The organism is Mesorhizobium shonense, assembly GCF_040545255.1.
Lineage (GTDB): Bacteria > Pseudomonadota > Alphaproteobacteria > Rhizobiales > Rhizobiaceae > Mesorhizobium > Mesorhizobium shonense.
In genome coordinates, this window is the sequence record NZ_JBEPLM010000010.1 from 1 (window position 1) to 15,023 (window position 15,023).

The 15,023-nt window shown below is 60.3% G+C and carries 9 protein-coding genes; 5 read left to right on the plus strand and 4 right to left on the minus strand.

The window, feature by feature from the left end:
• Positions 1–470 precede the first annotated feature (470 nt).
• Complete coding sequence (locus tag ABID26_RS23460; RefSeq protein ID WP_354416803.1) at positions 471–1,010, plus strand: hypothetical protein; 540 nt, start codon at positions 471–473, stop codon at positions 1,008–1,010.
• Positions 1,011–1,114: 104 nt separating this feature from the next.
• Here the strand turns inward: ABID26_RS23460 and ABID26_RS23465 are convergent, their stop codons facing one another.
• From ABID26_RS23465 to ABID26_RS23480, 4 genes are all read right to left on the minus strand, one after another.
• Positions 1,115–1,300, minus strand: a complete 186-nt coding sequence (locus ABID26_RS23465) for a hypothetical protein (protein ID WP_354416805.1) — start codon at positions 1,298–1,300, stop codon at positions 1,115–1,117.
• A 267-nt stretch (positions 1,301–1,567) separates the two neighbouring features.
• A complete protein-coding gene (locus tag ABID26_RS23470) occupies positions 1,568–3,619 on the minus strand; it encodes a DUF3732 domain-containing protein (protein ID WP_354416806.1) in 2,052 nt (683 codons plus the stop codon).
• 3 nt (positions 3,620–3,622) lie between these two features.
• Positions 3,623–4,117, minus strand: coding sequence for a three component ABC system middle component (locus tag ABID26_RS23475; protein WP_354416807.1), 495 nt, complete (start codon positions 4,115–4,117; stop codon positions 3,623–3,625).
• Positions 4,107–5,288, minus strand: coding sequence for an ABC-three component system protein (locus ABID26_RS23480; RefSeq protein WP_354416809.1), 1,182 nt, complete (start codon positions 5,286–5,288; stop codon positions 4,107–4,109). The genes ABID26_RS23475 and ABID26_RS23480 overlap by 11 nt, the downstream gene beginning before the upstream one ends.
• Before the next feature lie 829 nt (positions 5,289–6,117).
• Between ABID26_RS23480 and ABID26_RS23485 the strand changes: the two genes are divergently transcribed.
• The 4 genes from ABID26_RS23485 to ABID26_RS23500 all read left to right on the plus strand — a co-directional run bounded on the left by ABID26_RS23485 (position 6,118) and on the right by ABID26_RS23500 (position 14,872).
• Positions 6,118–7,887, plus strand: a complete 1,770-nt coding sequence (locus ABID26_RS23485) for a retron Ec67 family RNA-directed DNA polymerase/endonuclease (protein ID WP_354416811.1) — start codon at positions 6,118–6,120, stop codon at positions 7,885–7,887.
• Positions 7,888–8,556: 669 nt separating this feature from the next.
• Positions 8,557–10,320: an adenylate/guanylate cyclase domain-containing protein gene (locus ABID26_RS23490; RefSeq protein ID WP_292299734.1), complete on the plus strand. Its 1,764-nt coding sequence runs from the start codon at positions 8,557–8,559 to the stop codon at positions 10,318–10,320.
• Positions 10,321–11,224: 904 nt separating this feature from the next.
• On the plus strand, positions 11,225–12,319 hold the full coding sequence (locus ABID26_RS23495; RefSeq protein ID WP_292299733.1) for a branched-chain amino acid ABC transporter substrate-binding protein: 1,095 nt from the start codon (positions 11,225–11,227) through the stop codon (positions 12,317–12,319).
• 81 nt (positions 12,320–12,400) lie between these two features.
• Positions 12,401–14,872 carry an adenylate/guanylate cyclase domain-containing protein gene (locus ABID26_RS23500; RefSeq protein ID WP_292299791.1) on the plus strand — a complete coding sequence of 824 codons (2,472 nt, stop codon included), beginning with the start codon at positions 12,401–12,403 and terminating at the stop codon, positions 14,870–14,872.
• Positions 14,873–15,023: the final 151 nt, after the last annotated feature.

Below are 15,023 nucleotides of genomic sequence, written 5' to 3' on the forward strand. Positions count from 1 at the left end.
CGCGTCAAATGATTGCGACATGGTGGCGCTCCTTTTGGTTGGTTCAACAGCGCCAAAGGATGCCACACCCTCGCCGCTCGACCCATAGCATCTACAGCGCTACTAACGGCGCGCTCGCGAGCGGCTTCGTAACCCCAGAGCTACACCACCTGATGGGACACGACCATGATCTTGGATCGAAACCTGAAATCGTGCCGTCCGATCGCATTGGCGACACCCGAGATCGACAGGAATTCTTCAGGGCGGCAGCCGGAACGATCACGGCCCGAGACCGGCTTCTTGGGCGGCCCAGGCCCTTTTCTGTGCCGCTGCCCTGGCTCGCTCTGCATCGGCAGGCCTCCTTGAGACCGATAATTTGGCGCGGCCCTCGGCCACATGGCAGGCATCGTCTTAGAACATCGTCACGAGCGCTCAGAGCGCGACGTCGCCAGAAGAGACAACGGCGCTGATATTATAAAAATCTCATATAGGTGCCGTCCAGCATCCAGCACGTTGGCGAGCTCTTTTCGACCCTTGCCAGGTTTATCCAGTGGGAGGTGGTCCTCGTTGACCTGTATAAAGGTCCGGATGCTGATGCTGCGCAGGACGCTAGCTATGAAACCCTTCGCACCGCAATGACCGCAGCGCTCTTTCTTCACCACTTTGCCGAGGCAGCATTCGCCCGGGGCGCTCTGGCGCATATCCATGCCAACAACAAGCAGGCGCTGTTTAATGCCATCGGCGGTTTGGTTGCGGTAGATGGAACAAACCGGCCCGATGACGTGAAAATACTTGGGGAGGTTGCCGACGCAGTTGAGCACGGCGTTTTGAACGCAAACCATGTCATCCACGTCCCTAAGAATGGACGCGTCATCGAAATCTCCCATGCACAACCTTTGTTCGGTGAGGGTCACCAAGACGGCAGGCCACAGGTTGTTATCTCTACAGCAGCCGGAGTCCGATCTTTCAGAGCGATCGTCGAGAATGTTTGTCGCGGCTGGATCAATCAGCTCAACCTTGATCCAATTTAGCGCGGTCCGGAGCCAGTGGGACATTGCCGCCGCATTGCCCATAGGTCAGATTGAGTGGTGTAGAAATTTATCACCGCAGCGCGTCGGAAACCAAGCAAACCTTCTCAAGGTGGCTGCTTTCCGTCACCTTTTCCTCGCCGAAATCCGAAAAGATGACAGTCGCGCACCGCATCCGGGAGTAAATGCTCGGCGGCGAATTTCTCGGTGTATCTGCAAAGATAGTCCTTGATGAGGTTCGTGGTGAAATCGCTGATGTTGTCGCGACCGACACCGCTTCGGGCTGCCATCATAGCAGCACTATCCAATCTGCGCGGCATCTGGGGCTGGAAGTAGGCCTTTGCAGATTACCGCCTGACAGTTCGCTTTGCGGCAGGGTCCAGAGATTGGACATCGTCCAGGACGCGGACACGCGCGGCTTATCAATGTGCAATTCGCTGCTCCGCTGCTGCCGTTCCCCCGATAACTGATGTAGCTTGCTCGCGTCTGGCCGAATTGACGTCCATCTCTCTTGTGCAACGATGATTCAAGATTACTTGGCAGAGGTCGTTCAAATACCTTCAATCAATCTCCTCAGACCGCTCATGGTCGCCGTCGTCAGGAATCCACTCAGCTGGGATCAGGAAGTCCGCGGCGCCGCGCCAATTCTCGACTTCCTTGATCCCCTCGATCTCGCCCCAGGCGTGCCGGTCGGCATGGTCGAGCACGATGATCTGCAAGCTCGATTCGAAGGATTTGTGCGCCCGGGCCAGACTCGAGAAGATCTTCTGAGTGCTCTCGAGGTCGCTAAGGCGGCGTTTCCGACGCCGGTCTGCCTCGAGCGATCCCTCGGCGGCGCCGGACACGTCGTCTCCAGTAACGATCTGCTCGAATGTATCGCTCGGGAAGTAGACCTGGCTGGGCTGGTCGATGACGAGGAAGGTCGGCACCGGATTGTTCTGGGCCCTGGCGAGGAAGACCCCGTGCAGCGCCAGTAGCGCCGCCAGGTGGTAGGCCATCCAGTTCTCGCCGCTGCCGATTTCCCAGAGATAGTCCGAGCCCTTCGAGCCTTCGTGATCGAAGCGAAGGTTCAGTTCGCGCTCGTCAAGCACCGGACGACCGTCCGCGCCCTTGATGCCGAGGTGCTGGATGAAGCGGACGATGTAGCTGGAGATCCGCCCATGGACTTCTTGGGCCCGTTTGCGGCGCTCCTCCTCATTGCCCTGACGCTCGATTTCCCGAATCTCGCCACGAAGCTTGTCGAGGCGGGCCTCGAGGCCTTCATCCCCCTGGATGTCACCTAGCATTCGCAACGCCTGCTCGGTTGATCCGATGAACCGGTAGATGTTTTCCAGGCTCTGGGATTGGCCGCGCTCATTGTCGACCACGACCTCGAACTCTCGTCGGGTCCGCTGCAGCGTCAACAGGTCGTTCTCCGCCTGCAGGAGAGTGGTCTGGACCGCGATGAGGTCCCGATCCACCATTGGTCGCGTCGTAGTCGCGCCGGCGGAAAGGCTTTCCAGTTCGGCAATCAGTTCGTTCAGTTCTTCCAGAGCATACCTCGCCACCTCGGTATCCGAGCCACACAACACGCAGGACTCGCCAGCGACGTGGGACTTGAACCAGCCCACGCCCTTCACGCTGGCCGACTGTTCGGCGAGCACATCAGCATAGTCGACGACAGAGCGGGAGAGGCTGCGCAACTTGCGGAGACGACGCCGCTCTGCGTTGATCTTCTTGTCGAGCACCTCCTCCTGCCGGCGGATCTCGTCAAGCCGGTTGACCGCGACGGAAACCCTACCCGGCGCCGCCACGGACTGACCGCCAGCGGCGACGACTTCCTTGAGGACGTTCAGCAATCCCACCAGATCGCCGGGAGGATCGCCGGGCGGCAGGAGGCTGAGCTCCTGGGCGCGGAAGAAGGAGCCGCGAGCGTTAGCACTCCAGTTTTCCAGGGCGTTGCGGCGAGTGCGAAGCTCGGTCTCCAGCTTGCGCTGCTCGTCGCGCAACAACTTAAGGCGATGGGCCCGGACCAGGTCATCATTGGTCACGACGCCCATGGCCAGCGGAAGGACGTGGCGCAGGGTCTCGCGGTGGTGTGAGGAGTCCGCCTTGAAGAACAGGGTGTGAGGGTTGGCGACGATATGCTGCGGCAGCAGGTTGAACGCCGCAAGATCGCGAAAGCTCGCCCGACCACCAAAGCCCTGCTCCCTCTCGGGATCGAGGGCGAGGTTCGACAGGCCGGATCGAAGATCCAGCAGGACCTTTAGCCTAGTGACGCTCGAGTTCGCGTGCGGGCGCGCCGGCAGCGGCTGGCCAACTGAGTCTATATCTTGAATCCAGATGTCTTCGGAAACCTGCCGAGCCGCGGGCTTCGGGCGGGCGATCCGCATCAGGCCGTTGTCCGTCTCGATGGTCAGGCCGAACCAAGACACTGCGTTTCGGATGGCGCCCACCGCAATCGAGCAGGTGCCAGATCCCAGCACATAATCGATGATGTTGACGATCGACGACTTGCCGGTGCCGCTCCAGCCGGTCACCACCGACACAGCGCCGGGATCGAAGGGCAGAGTCCGGGGCTGGAATTTGACGTCTTCCGGCCAGATGACGATTTCGCGAATGAAAAGCTTCATAGGTCAGAACTCGATGTTCAGTTGACGTCGGGCGGCGTCGAAGCCATCCATCGCGAACCAAGTCCCCAGCCGCTTGGCCGCGCTGAGGACATGGGAAACCGGGGGATCGAGATCCCGGATGGCTGAAGGAAGATCGTTGCCGCCCGTGGCACGGAAACGGGGAAACCCGTCTCCACCCTCGCGGACCAGCAGCCCCGAGGCGACCCCGACCTGAAGCGCGCTCAGCGTTGTGTCGGCGTGGGACTCGACGCGACCCTGGAGGCCGGCGAGAAGATCGGGTGCTTCGACGACCGCCTTCAACATTCCACTGTCGAATTGCATCGCGCGGATCTTGGTCACCGTGGCCCTGTGCAGCAGCATCGCGGCGCTGACAAAGAATACGGGGAGGATAGGCGGTTCGCCTTGAGCAGCCCCGGCATGACGGTGCGCCACATGCCAGAAGGCGCTCGCGACAAGGGCTGGGTTTCGGGCGAGGAGTTCCTCGTGGTCAATCTTCACGGGTGTGCTCCGGGAGATAGGTCGGGTCCCACCAGACCTCGTTCTCGTCCGCGAGCCGGTGGTAGTGGCCGGAGGTCATGTAGGTTTCGCCGCATGGCTGCCCGTCGAGCGGTTCCTGATGCTCGTAGGTCGCATCGGCGAGAATTGCCTGCCCAATTTCCCTCGCCGGCCGGGGTTTCATTTCTCTGGAGAGCCGGCGCATCAAAGTCCGCCAGCGGGCGCGAAGGCGTTCGCCGCGGTCGCGCCACTCCCGGTCCGCGATTTCGCCCTCGACGACCAAACGGTGCTTCTCCACATTGAACTTCAGGAAGTGGTCGACGGCGTCGACAATGTCGTCGTCCCCAGCCTCGATCCGACCAAGGTGTTCGACAAAGGTTCTCGACAGGGCGCCCGCTCGATCCGTTTCGGACACCACGATGTCCGAGGCCGCCCTGGGCAGGAACCGGCCACGTGCCTGACGGTCTTGAAGCGCGTCCTTCTGTAGCAGGACCGCGTCGCGGGTGATGAGGCCGGGCCGGCTGGCGCTCCACTCCTCCCGCATCAGCCGCGTCAGCCACCCAAGGAGACCGTCGAGGATGTCGTCCACATTGACCCGGCGGCTGAGCCCCAGTCCATTAGCCATGGCCACCCGGTCCGCCGCTGGGTCGCCGGCCTCAACGATCTCGATACGGTCGATGAGCGCGGTCAGATCCTCGTCGGATCGCTGGAGGACCCGGTCGATCAGGGCTTGAGCCTGACTGATCGTTCTGGCATTGCTTTTTTTGGGCGATGTCCCCTGCGCGCGCAGAGCGGCCAAGACATCCAACGACGTAGCCTTCTGTCGCATTCGCCTTTTCACGAGAGTCGCAATCGGCGTGTCGACTGGCCTATTAACGAAGAACAGATAGCGCTCACACGGGACCGCTTCCGGCGCCTCGCGCTGCAGCAGCCAAATCTCCAGCGTCCGCCAGATCGCCTTACCGCGGTCCGCGAGCAGTTTGGCGCTAGGTGCGGCTGTGCTCTTGTCCTGCTCTTGGAGAACGGTTCTTCCGTCCCGTTGGACGGCGACGTCATCCAGATGCTCGACGGCCACCACGGCCCCCGCACCGGCAAGTGCCAGATGATAGAGGGCCCTCTCAAGTTGAAGGATGTAGCCGGCCGCCTGCGGCGCCGCCGTGTTCTTAGTCCTCACCCACCCCGCCCCTGATCTCGACAGCGATCGCATCGCCAGGACAGCGATTAAGTTTACTTATTCTTGCGAGAACGCCAATAGCGACGTGCCAGTCAACATGTGGATAGGATTTGGTTCTCAGATAGCGGTAATCGCCGTTGCAAGCGTAGATTGCACGCATAGGAACAAGGACGAGCATCGCCCCGCGCGCTACAGCATCCAGCCCTTATCGGTGGCACCCCGTCCCGTGGTGCTTCAGAAGTAGCCTTTCACTGAGCGCACCGAGGATCCGATCGAGACCGGGGACAGGATAATCCGCGCTTCCATTTCGAGATCAGTAGCGAGCAGCCTGACGAGGCCCTGTGGATCGGGTCGCGCTGCATTCTCAAGTTTAACGTGGTAATCTGATCCCGGCCGCAGGACGCCAGGCGCCGTCTGGCCTAACTCACCAACAAAATCCGGCTGGAGGCTCGCGTCGACCTCCTTTGAACACTGGCAGCTGAGAACAAAAGCCCTTTCGAGGTTGCGGCGGCGGTCATTGCGTACGTTGTAGCCAAGTACTTCGGGCTGGAACGGAGTGTGATGCCGGTGCGGACAGACCGAAGGAAGGTGAATCGCGCCGGAATTCTTGGACCAGCTTCAGCGCTAGCTTGTTGATAACGGGCTGCCGCCCTTGCGTCACAGCATGGCGGCTTGTTCAATCAGCATCGGCTTGCGGATAGATTTTTCTGTGGGGGTTCTCCACAGGTGAAAGCAAGACGGCCTTAGTGCTTCCCGAAGAGCGACGACGAGGAGCATTACGTTAAGCGATGATACGCTGGATCGCGTAGGAGTATCCGCAAGCCGCCCCATGACAGTGTCGCTGAAATTAGCGCTCTACAGAAAAGCCAGGGACTTGACCGACGTGGCCAAGATTCTTGACGTCATGCCAGCCCATCTTTCCTATGCCCTATACAAGCTCGATAAACCGGGCTTTCCGCCGAAATACGAAGAGTTCACGGTCTCAAAGAAGGCGGGCGGCGTACGCACCATCAAGGCGCCGCACAAAGCTCTGAAAGCTGTCCAGAAGCGCCTCGCCAACGACTTGCTGGAAATCGAGCAGGTGTTGGAAAAGACGCGGGTGAATAAGGCCGATTGCATCTTGGCGCACGGCTTTAAAAAGAACCTTTCGATCATGACGAATGGGGAGAACCACCGAAAGCGGCGGTACGTTTTCAATGTCGACCTAAAGGACTTTTTCCCGAGCCTGAATTTCGGGCGGGTTCGCGGCTTCTTCATGAAGCACAAGGATTTCGAGCTAGATTCGGACGTTGCCACTATTCTCGCGCAGATCGCCTGCCACGATAACCAGCTGCCACAGGGAAGTCCATGTTCCCCTGTTATCTCGAATCTCATCGCAAGCGTGCTCGACATCCGTCTGAATGAGTTAGCCCGGCAGCATAACTGCACCTACACCCGCTACGCTGACGACATCACGTTCTCCACCAATGAGAAGCTATTCCCGGCCGCCATAGGTCGTCGTGAACATGGAAGCCTCAACCTTTGGGAGGCGGGTTCGAAGCTGGTGAAGGCCATTGAACGGGCAGGATTCGAGCTCAACCCGGCCAAGACCCGTATGTTGCTGGACTGGTCCCGGCAGGAAGTGACCGGGGTCGTCATCAACCAGAAAGTTAACATCCCGGCCGACTATTACGCCACTGTGGCAGCTATGTGCCACCACTTATTCATGGATGGCGCGTGCTTCACCATGGTCGGCGGAGTCAAGCAGCCTTTCCCGCTTACCAAATTGAGAGGGCGACTTGCCTACATCTATCAGGTTCGCGGGAGATGCCCAAAGACCAAGCCAGCGGCCGATGACACGGAGGACAAACCCAAGCTCGGAAAGCCCTGGGCCAGCACAAACCTTTTCCAGAAGTTCGTTGACTATGCCGACCTCTACGGCATCGAAAAGCCTGTATTGCTGTGTGAAGGTGTGACGGACAACATCTACCTCAAGGCCGCGATACAGGCTTTGGCGCCGAAATACCCTGCGCTAGCGACCGCTGCCGGCGAACTGAAAGTGAAGCTGTTCAAATACACCAAGACGTCAGCTGCCCTTCAGCACCTCGGGGGCGGCGGCGGGGACTTGGGCAAATTGGCAAACGTCTACGCGCAGCGCACGAGGAAATTCAAAAGCGGCGGCAAATACCCGCTCATCCTGATCGGCGACAATGATGAAGGGTCGGATAAGCTCTTTGGAGCGGTAAAGACCAAGACTGGCAAAAAGGTCGACGGCTCTGACCCTTGGTACTATCTCGGCCAGAACATGTACGTCGTGCCAATCCCCAAGGTGGGCGGAATCGACACCCCGATTGAACGGCTATTCGAGCCGAAACTTCTCGCCACCCAATATCAGGGGAAGACGTTCAACAAAACCAATGCCAGCAAGGACCCCACCAAATTCTACGATAAGAAGGTATTCGCGACGAAGGTCGTAGCTAAAGACAAGGCCAACGTGAATTTCGGTGGATTTGAGCCTCTGTTGAACGCCATCGTGAGCATTATCAACCACCACAAAGCGAAGGTTGCGCCTATCGCGGTCGCTGCTCCAGCTGTCATGGTCACCGCCGCAGGTCCGTAGGGCAAACCCAATCACTTACCCGGCAGGTTAAGTAGGATCGGCTTGGCGGATGTGTCACTGGCGGATGACATCTGCATCCGTCCCCCTGAACAAATGGCCGCTTTCAGGGTCGGCTATCGATTGATTGAACGACTGAAATCAGGCGCAAAGCGGCCGTCGCAACTGAGCTATTTCTGAATTTCGTTTAGTGGGAGCGTGGCCGAAGCAGCGACTTTGAAGCGAGACGCGGCACGGTAGCTGTGTAACAAACTGCGTAACACACATCGTAAAAAAGTCAACATTTTCAATGCCATAGCAGTAAAATCGAAAGACGCTCTCTCCGCCAGAATTTCTCTAATAAGTCAATTATTTCAAATAATTAGTTAACTCATAGAAGCGCTTCGAGGTCGAAGCGTCGTTAGTCTGTGCAACAAACGGTCAGGAATCCGCATAGTCCGCCATTGCGTCGCTCAACGTCGAGGAGGTCAGCGCCCTGTTTGGGGCCGAGAGCGGACCGGCAGCTTCGGTCTGCGAATCTTCAAGAGCGGACATTCAGGTTGGCCGTGGGCATCGTCCTGACGTGACCCTAGCCGGTCATTCGGGGCCAGCGAATCTGGCGTCCCGCTGCCAGACGGGCTAGATAGAATTACGAGTTGACGAATTGCTGATCGTGACTCGATAGGAAGTTGAATGGCCGAAGGCCGTGCACATCGTCGCCTCGCCGCTATCCTCGCGGCGGACGTGGTCGGCTATTCGCGCCTCATGGAGACCGACGAAGCCGGAACGCTCGCGCGGCTGAAGACGCTGCGCCAGAACATCATTGACCCCTCCATCGCCTCGCATTCAGGCCGGATCGTCAAGCTGATGGGCGACGGCGCCCTCGTCGAGTTCGCCAGCGCGGTCGAGGCGGTGACCAGCGCGGTCGAAATCCAGAACAAGATGCGCGAGCACAACGCCGACGCTGGAGACAACGCGATCTGGTTCCGCATCGGTATCAACGTCGGCGACATCATCGTCGAGGGTGACGACATCTATGGCGACGGCGTCAACATCGCCGCCCGGCTGGAAGCGTTGGCCGAGCCCGGCGGTGTGTTCATCTCCCGCACCGCCGCGGACCAGGTGCGCGATAAGGTGCCAATCAATATCGAGGACCGCGGCGACTTCGCGGTCAAGAACATTGCGCGCCCCATCCAGGTGTTCTGTGTCGTGGTCGACGACCGGGTCGCCAAGGCTGCCCAACGGGGCGAAGCGGCACCTTCCAAGCGGCCCAGAACTCCGTCAATCGCGGTTCTTCCGTTCGTCAACATCAGCGGCGATGCTGAGCAGGAGTACTTTGCCGACGGCATCAGCGAAGACATCATCACCGATCTGTCGAAGGTCGCCGGGCTGCTCGTCATCGCCCGCAATTCGAGCTTCACTTACAAGGGCAAGAGCATCGATATCCGCACCGTGGGGCGCGAGCTCGGCGTGACCTCGGTGCTGGAGGGCTCGATCCGGCGGGCCGGCAACCGGGTGCGGATCACCGCGCAGCTCATCGACGCCACGGCCGGGACACACCTTTGGGCGGACCGCTACGACCGTGACCTCACCGACATCTTCGTGGTTCAGGACGAGGTAACGCGCCAGATCGTCGAAGCGCTGAAAGTCACGCTTACGCCAGCGGAGTCGGCGCGTATCGCCCGTTCGCCAACGAGAAACATCGAGGCGCACGATCTCTTCCTGCGCGGGCGGGAGGCGTTGTTCGGTCCTGAAAAGACAAAGGAGTCTTTCGAGCGCGAAGTCGCGCTGTTCACCCAGGCGATCGAGCTCGACCCCGACTATGCCGAACCATATGTTGGTCTGGCCCAGGCCTACAACCACGACTTCCAGAACCACTGGAGCGGGCGCACCGACAGCCAACAACTATCGGGCCACTACAGCAGGCTGGCGCTCGAGAAGGACCCCACCCTGCCCTATGCGCACTCTGTAGCCGCGATCGTGAAGTTCTGGGAAAAGGATCTGGCCGGACATCGCGAGGAAGTGGAGAAGGCGCTGGCGCTCAACCCCAACTTCGCGTTGGCCCTCCGCATGCGCGGGGTGGGCAACATCTACAACGGCGCGCCGCTGGAGGCGATTCCGGATCTGGAGCACGCGCTGCGCCTCGATCCGCTGGTGGGACACTTGACCTGGCAGTTCATCGGCTCCGCCTATCTCATCGCCGGCCAGTACCAGAAGGCTGTCGAGGCCTTCCGTGAGCGGATCCGCCTCTCGCCCAAGACCGACCTGTCGCGCGGGTTTCTCATTGCCGCCCTTGGTCACCTCGGCGAAGTCGACGAGGCGCGGCGTGTTTGGGCGGAACTGAAAGAGATAAATCCGAACTATCGCATCTCGGAGCATGTCGGGCGGCTGCCATTCCGGGATCCCGCCGATGCCGAACGTATCCGGGTCGGCTTCGCCATGGCGGTACCCGAATAAGCGGTTGCGCGGCCCTCTTTTGCGGGCGCGACCGCGACCTCCAGCGTGGTCGCCGGCAATGCCTGGTTTCGGTCAACGGCAACGCTGACCTTTTCGGCCGATAAGCGGCGCAAAGCGGTCATACGTGACTCACCTATTGCTTTGAACCTGCGCCACGACGAAACCAACTGAGAATGTGCGTAACTCGGTCGGCGTCTGTGATGCAGGCGGATTGGGCGGTGAATTTTAAAGCTGCCGGAGTAATTCGAAATCATGTCAATGGCTGTGCAACAAACTGTGTAACAAACAGCAAGAAAAACTCAATCTTTTCAGCGCCATAAGCGTTGAATCGAAAGATGCTATCTTCGCCAGCAAACTTCCTAATAATATAATGTTTTCAAATTATTATCAGAATCGGTGAGCACCTCAAGGCTGACGCATTCTTGATCTGTGTAACAAGCTGCCACTTAGTCCGCTAAACGTCCTAGAGCCTTTTTCACCACCAAATCATGGGTGGTTTTGCAATTCCGACACCTAGCAGCTTCCTTCAGCATGGCACGATGTTCCTAAGAGCCTATCGTGGGGAAAGTGCTTTCCCGAAGGACAATCAGCCAAAGTCGGTTTTTTGGGCGACAGTACGAACGGTATCTGCGACCGACAGGCGTCAATTCTTAACGTCGGACCAGTCAACGTCGAGTTTGGGCCGATTGCGGACAGGCCGCTTTGGGCCGGGATACAAGAGAGCAGATATTCAGGTCGTCGACCTGACCCGATCACGATGTTCACTCCGGCCAGTGGAATGTATGGATTTGGCGCGCGATTCCGACCTCGGCGAACGAAGTCATGACACGCACTCGCGCTTGCCGAAGGGGCTGTCGGGTCTGACGGGATTGGCGTAAACTACCCGTCCATATGGGGTGCACACATGCACCGTATCATCGCCATAGCAATCGTAATTCTCGCGGCCGTGTTCAGTTCCGCGAGGGCCGAGGTGCTGATCGGGGTCTCGGCTGCGATGACGGGACGGCTTGCCTGGCTCGGCGAGCAGGGACAGCGCGGCGCGGAGATGGCGGTGGCCGACGTCAACGCGGCGGGCGGCGTGCTCGGCCAGAAGGTGAGGCTCATCTCGGTCGACGATTTCTGCGATCCCGAGCAAGCGGTCGCGGCCGCCCAGAAGCTGGTGGCTGACGGGGTGGTGCTCGTCGTCGGGCATTATTGCTCCGGGGCCTCGATCCCCGCATCGAAAGTTTACGAGGAAGCGGGCGTCGTCCAAATATCCCCAGGCTCGACCAATCCGCAGCTGACCGAACAGGGTCGTCGCAATGTCTTCCGCACCATCGGCCGCGACGACGCGCAAGGGTTCATCGCCGGCAACTACCTTGCCGATCGCTGGGGCGACAAGAAGATTGCAATCCTTCACGACAATTCGACCTATGGGAAGGGTCTCGCCGACGAGACCAGGAAGCAGCTGAACAAACGGGGCGTGACTGAAGCTGTTTACGACTCATACGCGCCCGGGAAGGACGACTATTCAGTCGAGGTCGCTGCGTTGCAGAGCGCCGGCGTCTCAGTCTTGTATGTGGGTGGGTATCATGCCGACGTTGCGCTGATCGCTCGCGCCGCACACGACCGTGGCTACACGGTTCAGCTCATATCCGGAGATTCCTTGGCTACCGAGGAATTTGCCCTGATCGCAGGCTCAGCGGCGGAAGGCACCCTGTTCACCTTCCCTGCGGACCCGCGGCGAAATGCCGGCGCGGCCGCGATCGTGGAGCAGTTCCGTGCGGAGAACTTCGAGCCCGCGGGCTACACGCTGTTGAGCTACTGCGCCGTCCAGGTTTGGGCTCAGGCGGTCGCGAAGGCAGGTTCGCTGGAGCCGAAGGCGGTCATCGCGGCACTGCACGAACAGCAATTCGACACCGTCATTGGCCGGGTCGATTTCGACGACAAGGGCGACCTCACGAGGCAGAGCTGGGTTTGGTACGTCTGGCGGGGCGGGGAGTACGTGCCGGTTGAATAGGGTTCGCCGAGCGCCGGCGTGCCGCCTGAGACGTCTAGTCTGATGCAGACCAGTGTGGCTGGATTGTTCCGACTCACCGCGATGCTTGAACGCCTCGGCATACGCGGCCGGCTGCTGTTCGCGTTTTTCGGGATCAGCGCACTTGCGGTGCTGGCAACCGCTGCGGCGCTTTATGCCTTCCTCCAAGTCGGCGACGTCGTCGACCGAATTACCACGGATCGGGTGCCGTCGGCACTGGCCTCCCTGCAATTGTCGCGCCAGGCCGAACGGGTCGCTGCTGCCGCGCCATCGGTGCTGGCGGCGACAAGCAGGGCTCAGCACAGCGAGGTCTCGGCTGCCGTCGCGCTCGAGATGTCCCGCCTCGAGGCGCTGCGCACTGACCTCAGGGACGCCACGCTGGACACAGTGCCTTTGGCCGAGATTGAGGAAGCCGCGATTGTTCTGAGGCGCAACCTGAAGGAGCTCGACTCTCTGGTTGTCGCCCGGCTCGATGTGGTCGCCCGCAAGGAGGAGCTCCTGAACCGCCTCGCCGCGACGACGACCGGAAGCCACCGCCTTCTGGCCACCGGCATCCTGGTGATGGATTCCAGATTCCCGCAATGGCGGGCGGTCGCGGCCGATACGTCGCTGTCGCCCGATCGACGCGCAGCGGCAATGGCCGACATGGTCGGGGCGATTGCGGCTTACATCCCACAGCAGAACGCGCTGCTGGAGATCTCGGCGGTCAACGACGCGCTGGTCAAGGCCGCGACCGCGCCGACGCGAGGCGACCTGGCGTTGATCCTGTTTCCGCTGCGCCGCTCGCTTGCCGCCCTGGAAACGGCTTCCTCGGAGATCGACCAAAAGCTGCAGGCCCGTTTCCGGCAGCGGGTGGACGAGTTCAAGGCACTAGCTGACGGTGAGAACAGCATCCCGAAGGCACGGGAGGAGGAGCTTGCGGTCCTCGCGCAGGGCGAAAAGCTTCTGGCCGAAAACAATCGGCTGTCGCGCAGTCTTACCGCTGCCGTCGACCGTCTTGTCGCAGCAGCGGACCGCGAGATCGCTGCCTCCGGGCGCGAAGCCGCGCTCGTCCAGCGCTACGGAACCGGAGTTGTCCTGGGCTCTGCCTTTCTCAGCCTGTTGAGCTCGGTTCTGGTCGTCTGGCTCTATGTCGACCGCAGTCTTCTCGCCCGTCTGGGAGCGGTGAGCCAGGGCATGCTCGCGATCGCGGGCGGCGATCTTCGTGCGCCGCTGCCGGCCGCGGGCAGCGACGAAATCGGGCGCATGGCCGAGGCGCTGAGCCTCTTCCGGGATACCGCTGTCGAGGTCGAGGAAAAGAACCTGCGCGACGTTGCAGAAGCACGTCAGCGGCTAGTCGATGCCATCGAAAGCATTTCCGAAGGGTTCGCTCTCTACGATAGAGAGGATCGGCTTGTTCTTAGCAACAGCCGCTACCGCGAATTGCTATACGCCGGTCTGGAGGCCGAGCTAACCCCTGGCACGGCATTCGAGGAGATCATTCGCCGATCCGCCGAGCGCGGCTACATCAGGGATGCCGAGGGGCGGATCGATGAGTGGGTTGCCGAGCGCCTGTGGCGGCACCGCAACCCTGGCGAACCATGGGTGCAGCGGCGGGGCGACGGACGATGGATCATGATAAGCGAGCGGCGGATCAGCGCCGGCGGCACAGTCGCCGTCTATTCGGACATCACCGAGCTGAAGCAAAGGGAGGAGAACCTTGCCGAGAAGTCCACGGCTCTAGAGGCGCTCTCCAGCAAGCTGGCCAAATATCTGGCGCCGCAAGTGTACAGCTCGATATTCACCGGCCGCCAAGACGTTAGAATCGCCAGTCAGCGCAAGAAGCTGACAATATGCTTCTCCGACATCGCCGGCTTTACCGAAACGACCGACAAGATGGAGTCCGAGGATCTCACCCAGCTCCTCAATCACTACCTGACGGAAATGTCGAAAATCGCGTCGGATCATGGTGCCACGATCGACAAGTACGTCGGCGACGCGATCCTGATGTTTTTCGGCGACCCTGAGACGCGCGGCGTCAAGGAGGACGCGCTGGCTTGCGTACAGATGGCGCTTGCCATGCAAAATCGGATCAGCGAGCTTACCGAAGTCTGGCGGGACATGGGGATCGAAACACCGCTGCGCTGCCGCATCGGCATTCATACCGACTACTGCACCGTCGGTAACTTCGGCAGCGAGGACCGGATGGACTACACGATAATCGGGGGCGCGGTGAATCTCGCCTCGCGCCTGGAACAGGAGGCGGCTCCAGGGGCCATCCTCATTTCCTACGAGACGTTTGCGCAGGTGAAGGACACGATCGATTGTGAGGAGATGGGGCACGTCCAGGTCAAGGGGATCGCCTATCCCGTCGCCACCTACCGCGTCATCGATCTGAAGGCCAATCTCGTGGGCACTTGTCGCGCTGTTCGAACCGAGCTGCCGCACTTCAGGCTGGAACTTGAACCGGAGCTGATGTCCGCCGACGAGCGTGGCGGTGCCGCCACTGCGCTTCGAGATGCGCTGGATCGGCTTTCCCACAAGCCCGGGCAGTAGGGCTTGGTTCACAACGGCCCTCCCCAAAGGACGCAAGGAGTAGGATGTGGGAAGGCTTGTTGGTGCTATCGATGCAAAGGCCGCAGAACGATCGCGGTTAGTCTTGAACTCGGGCGAGGGTCCGGGTGCCTGACCTGCTCAATGGAAGCAG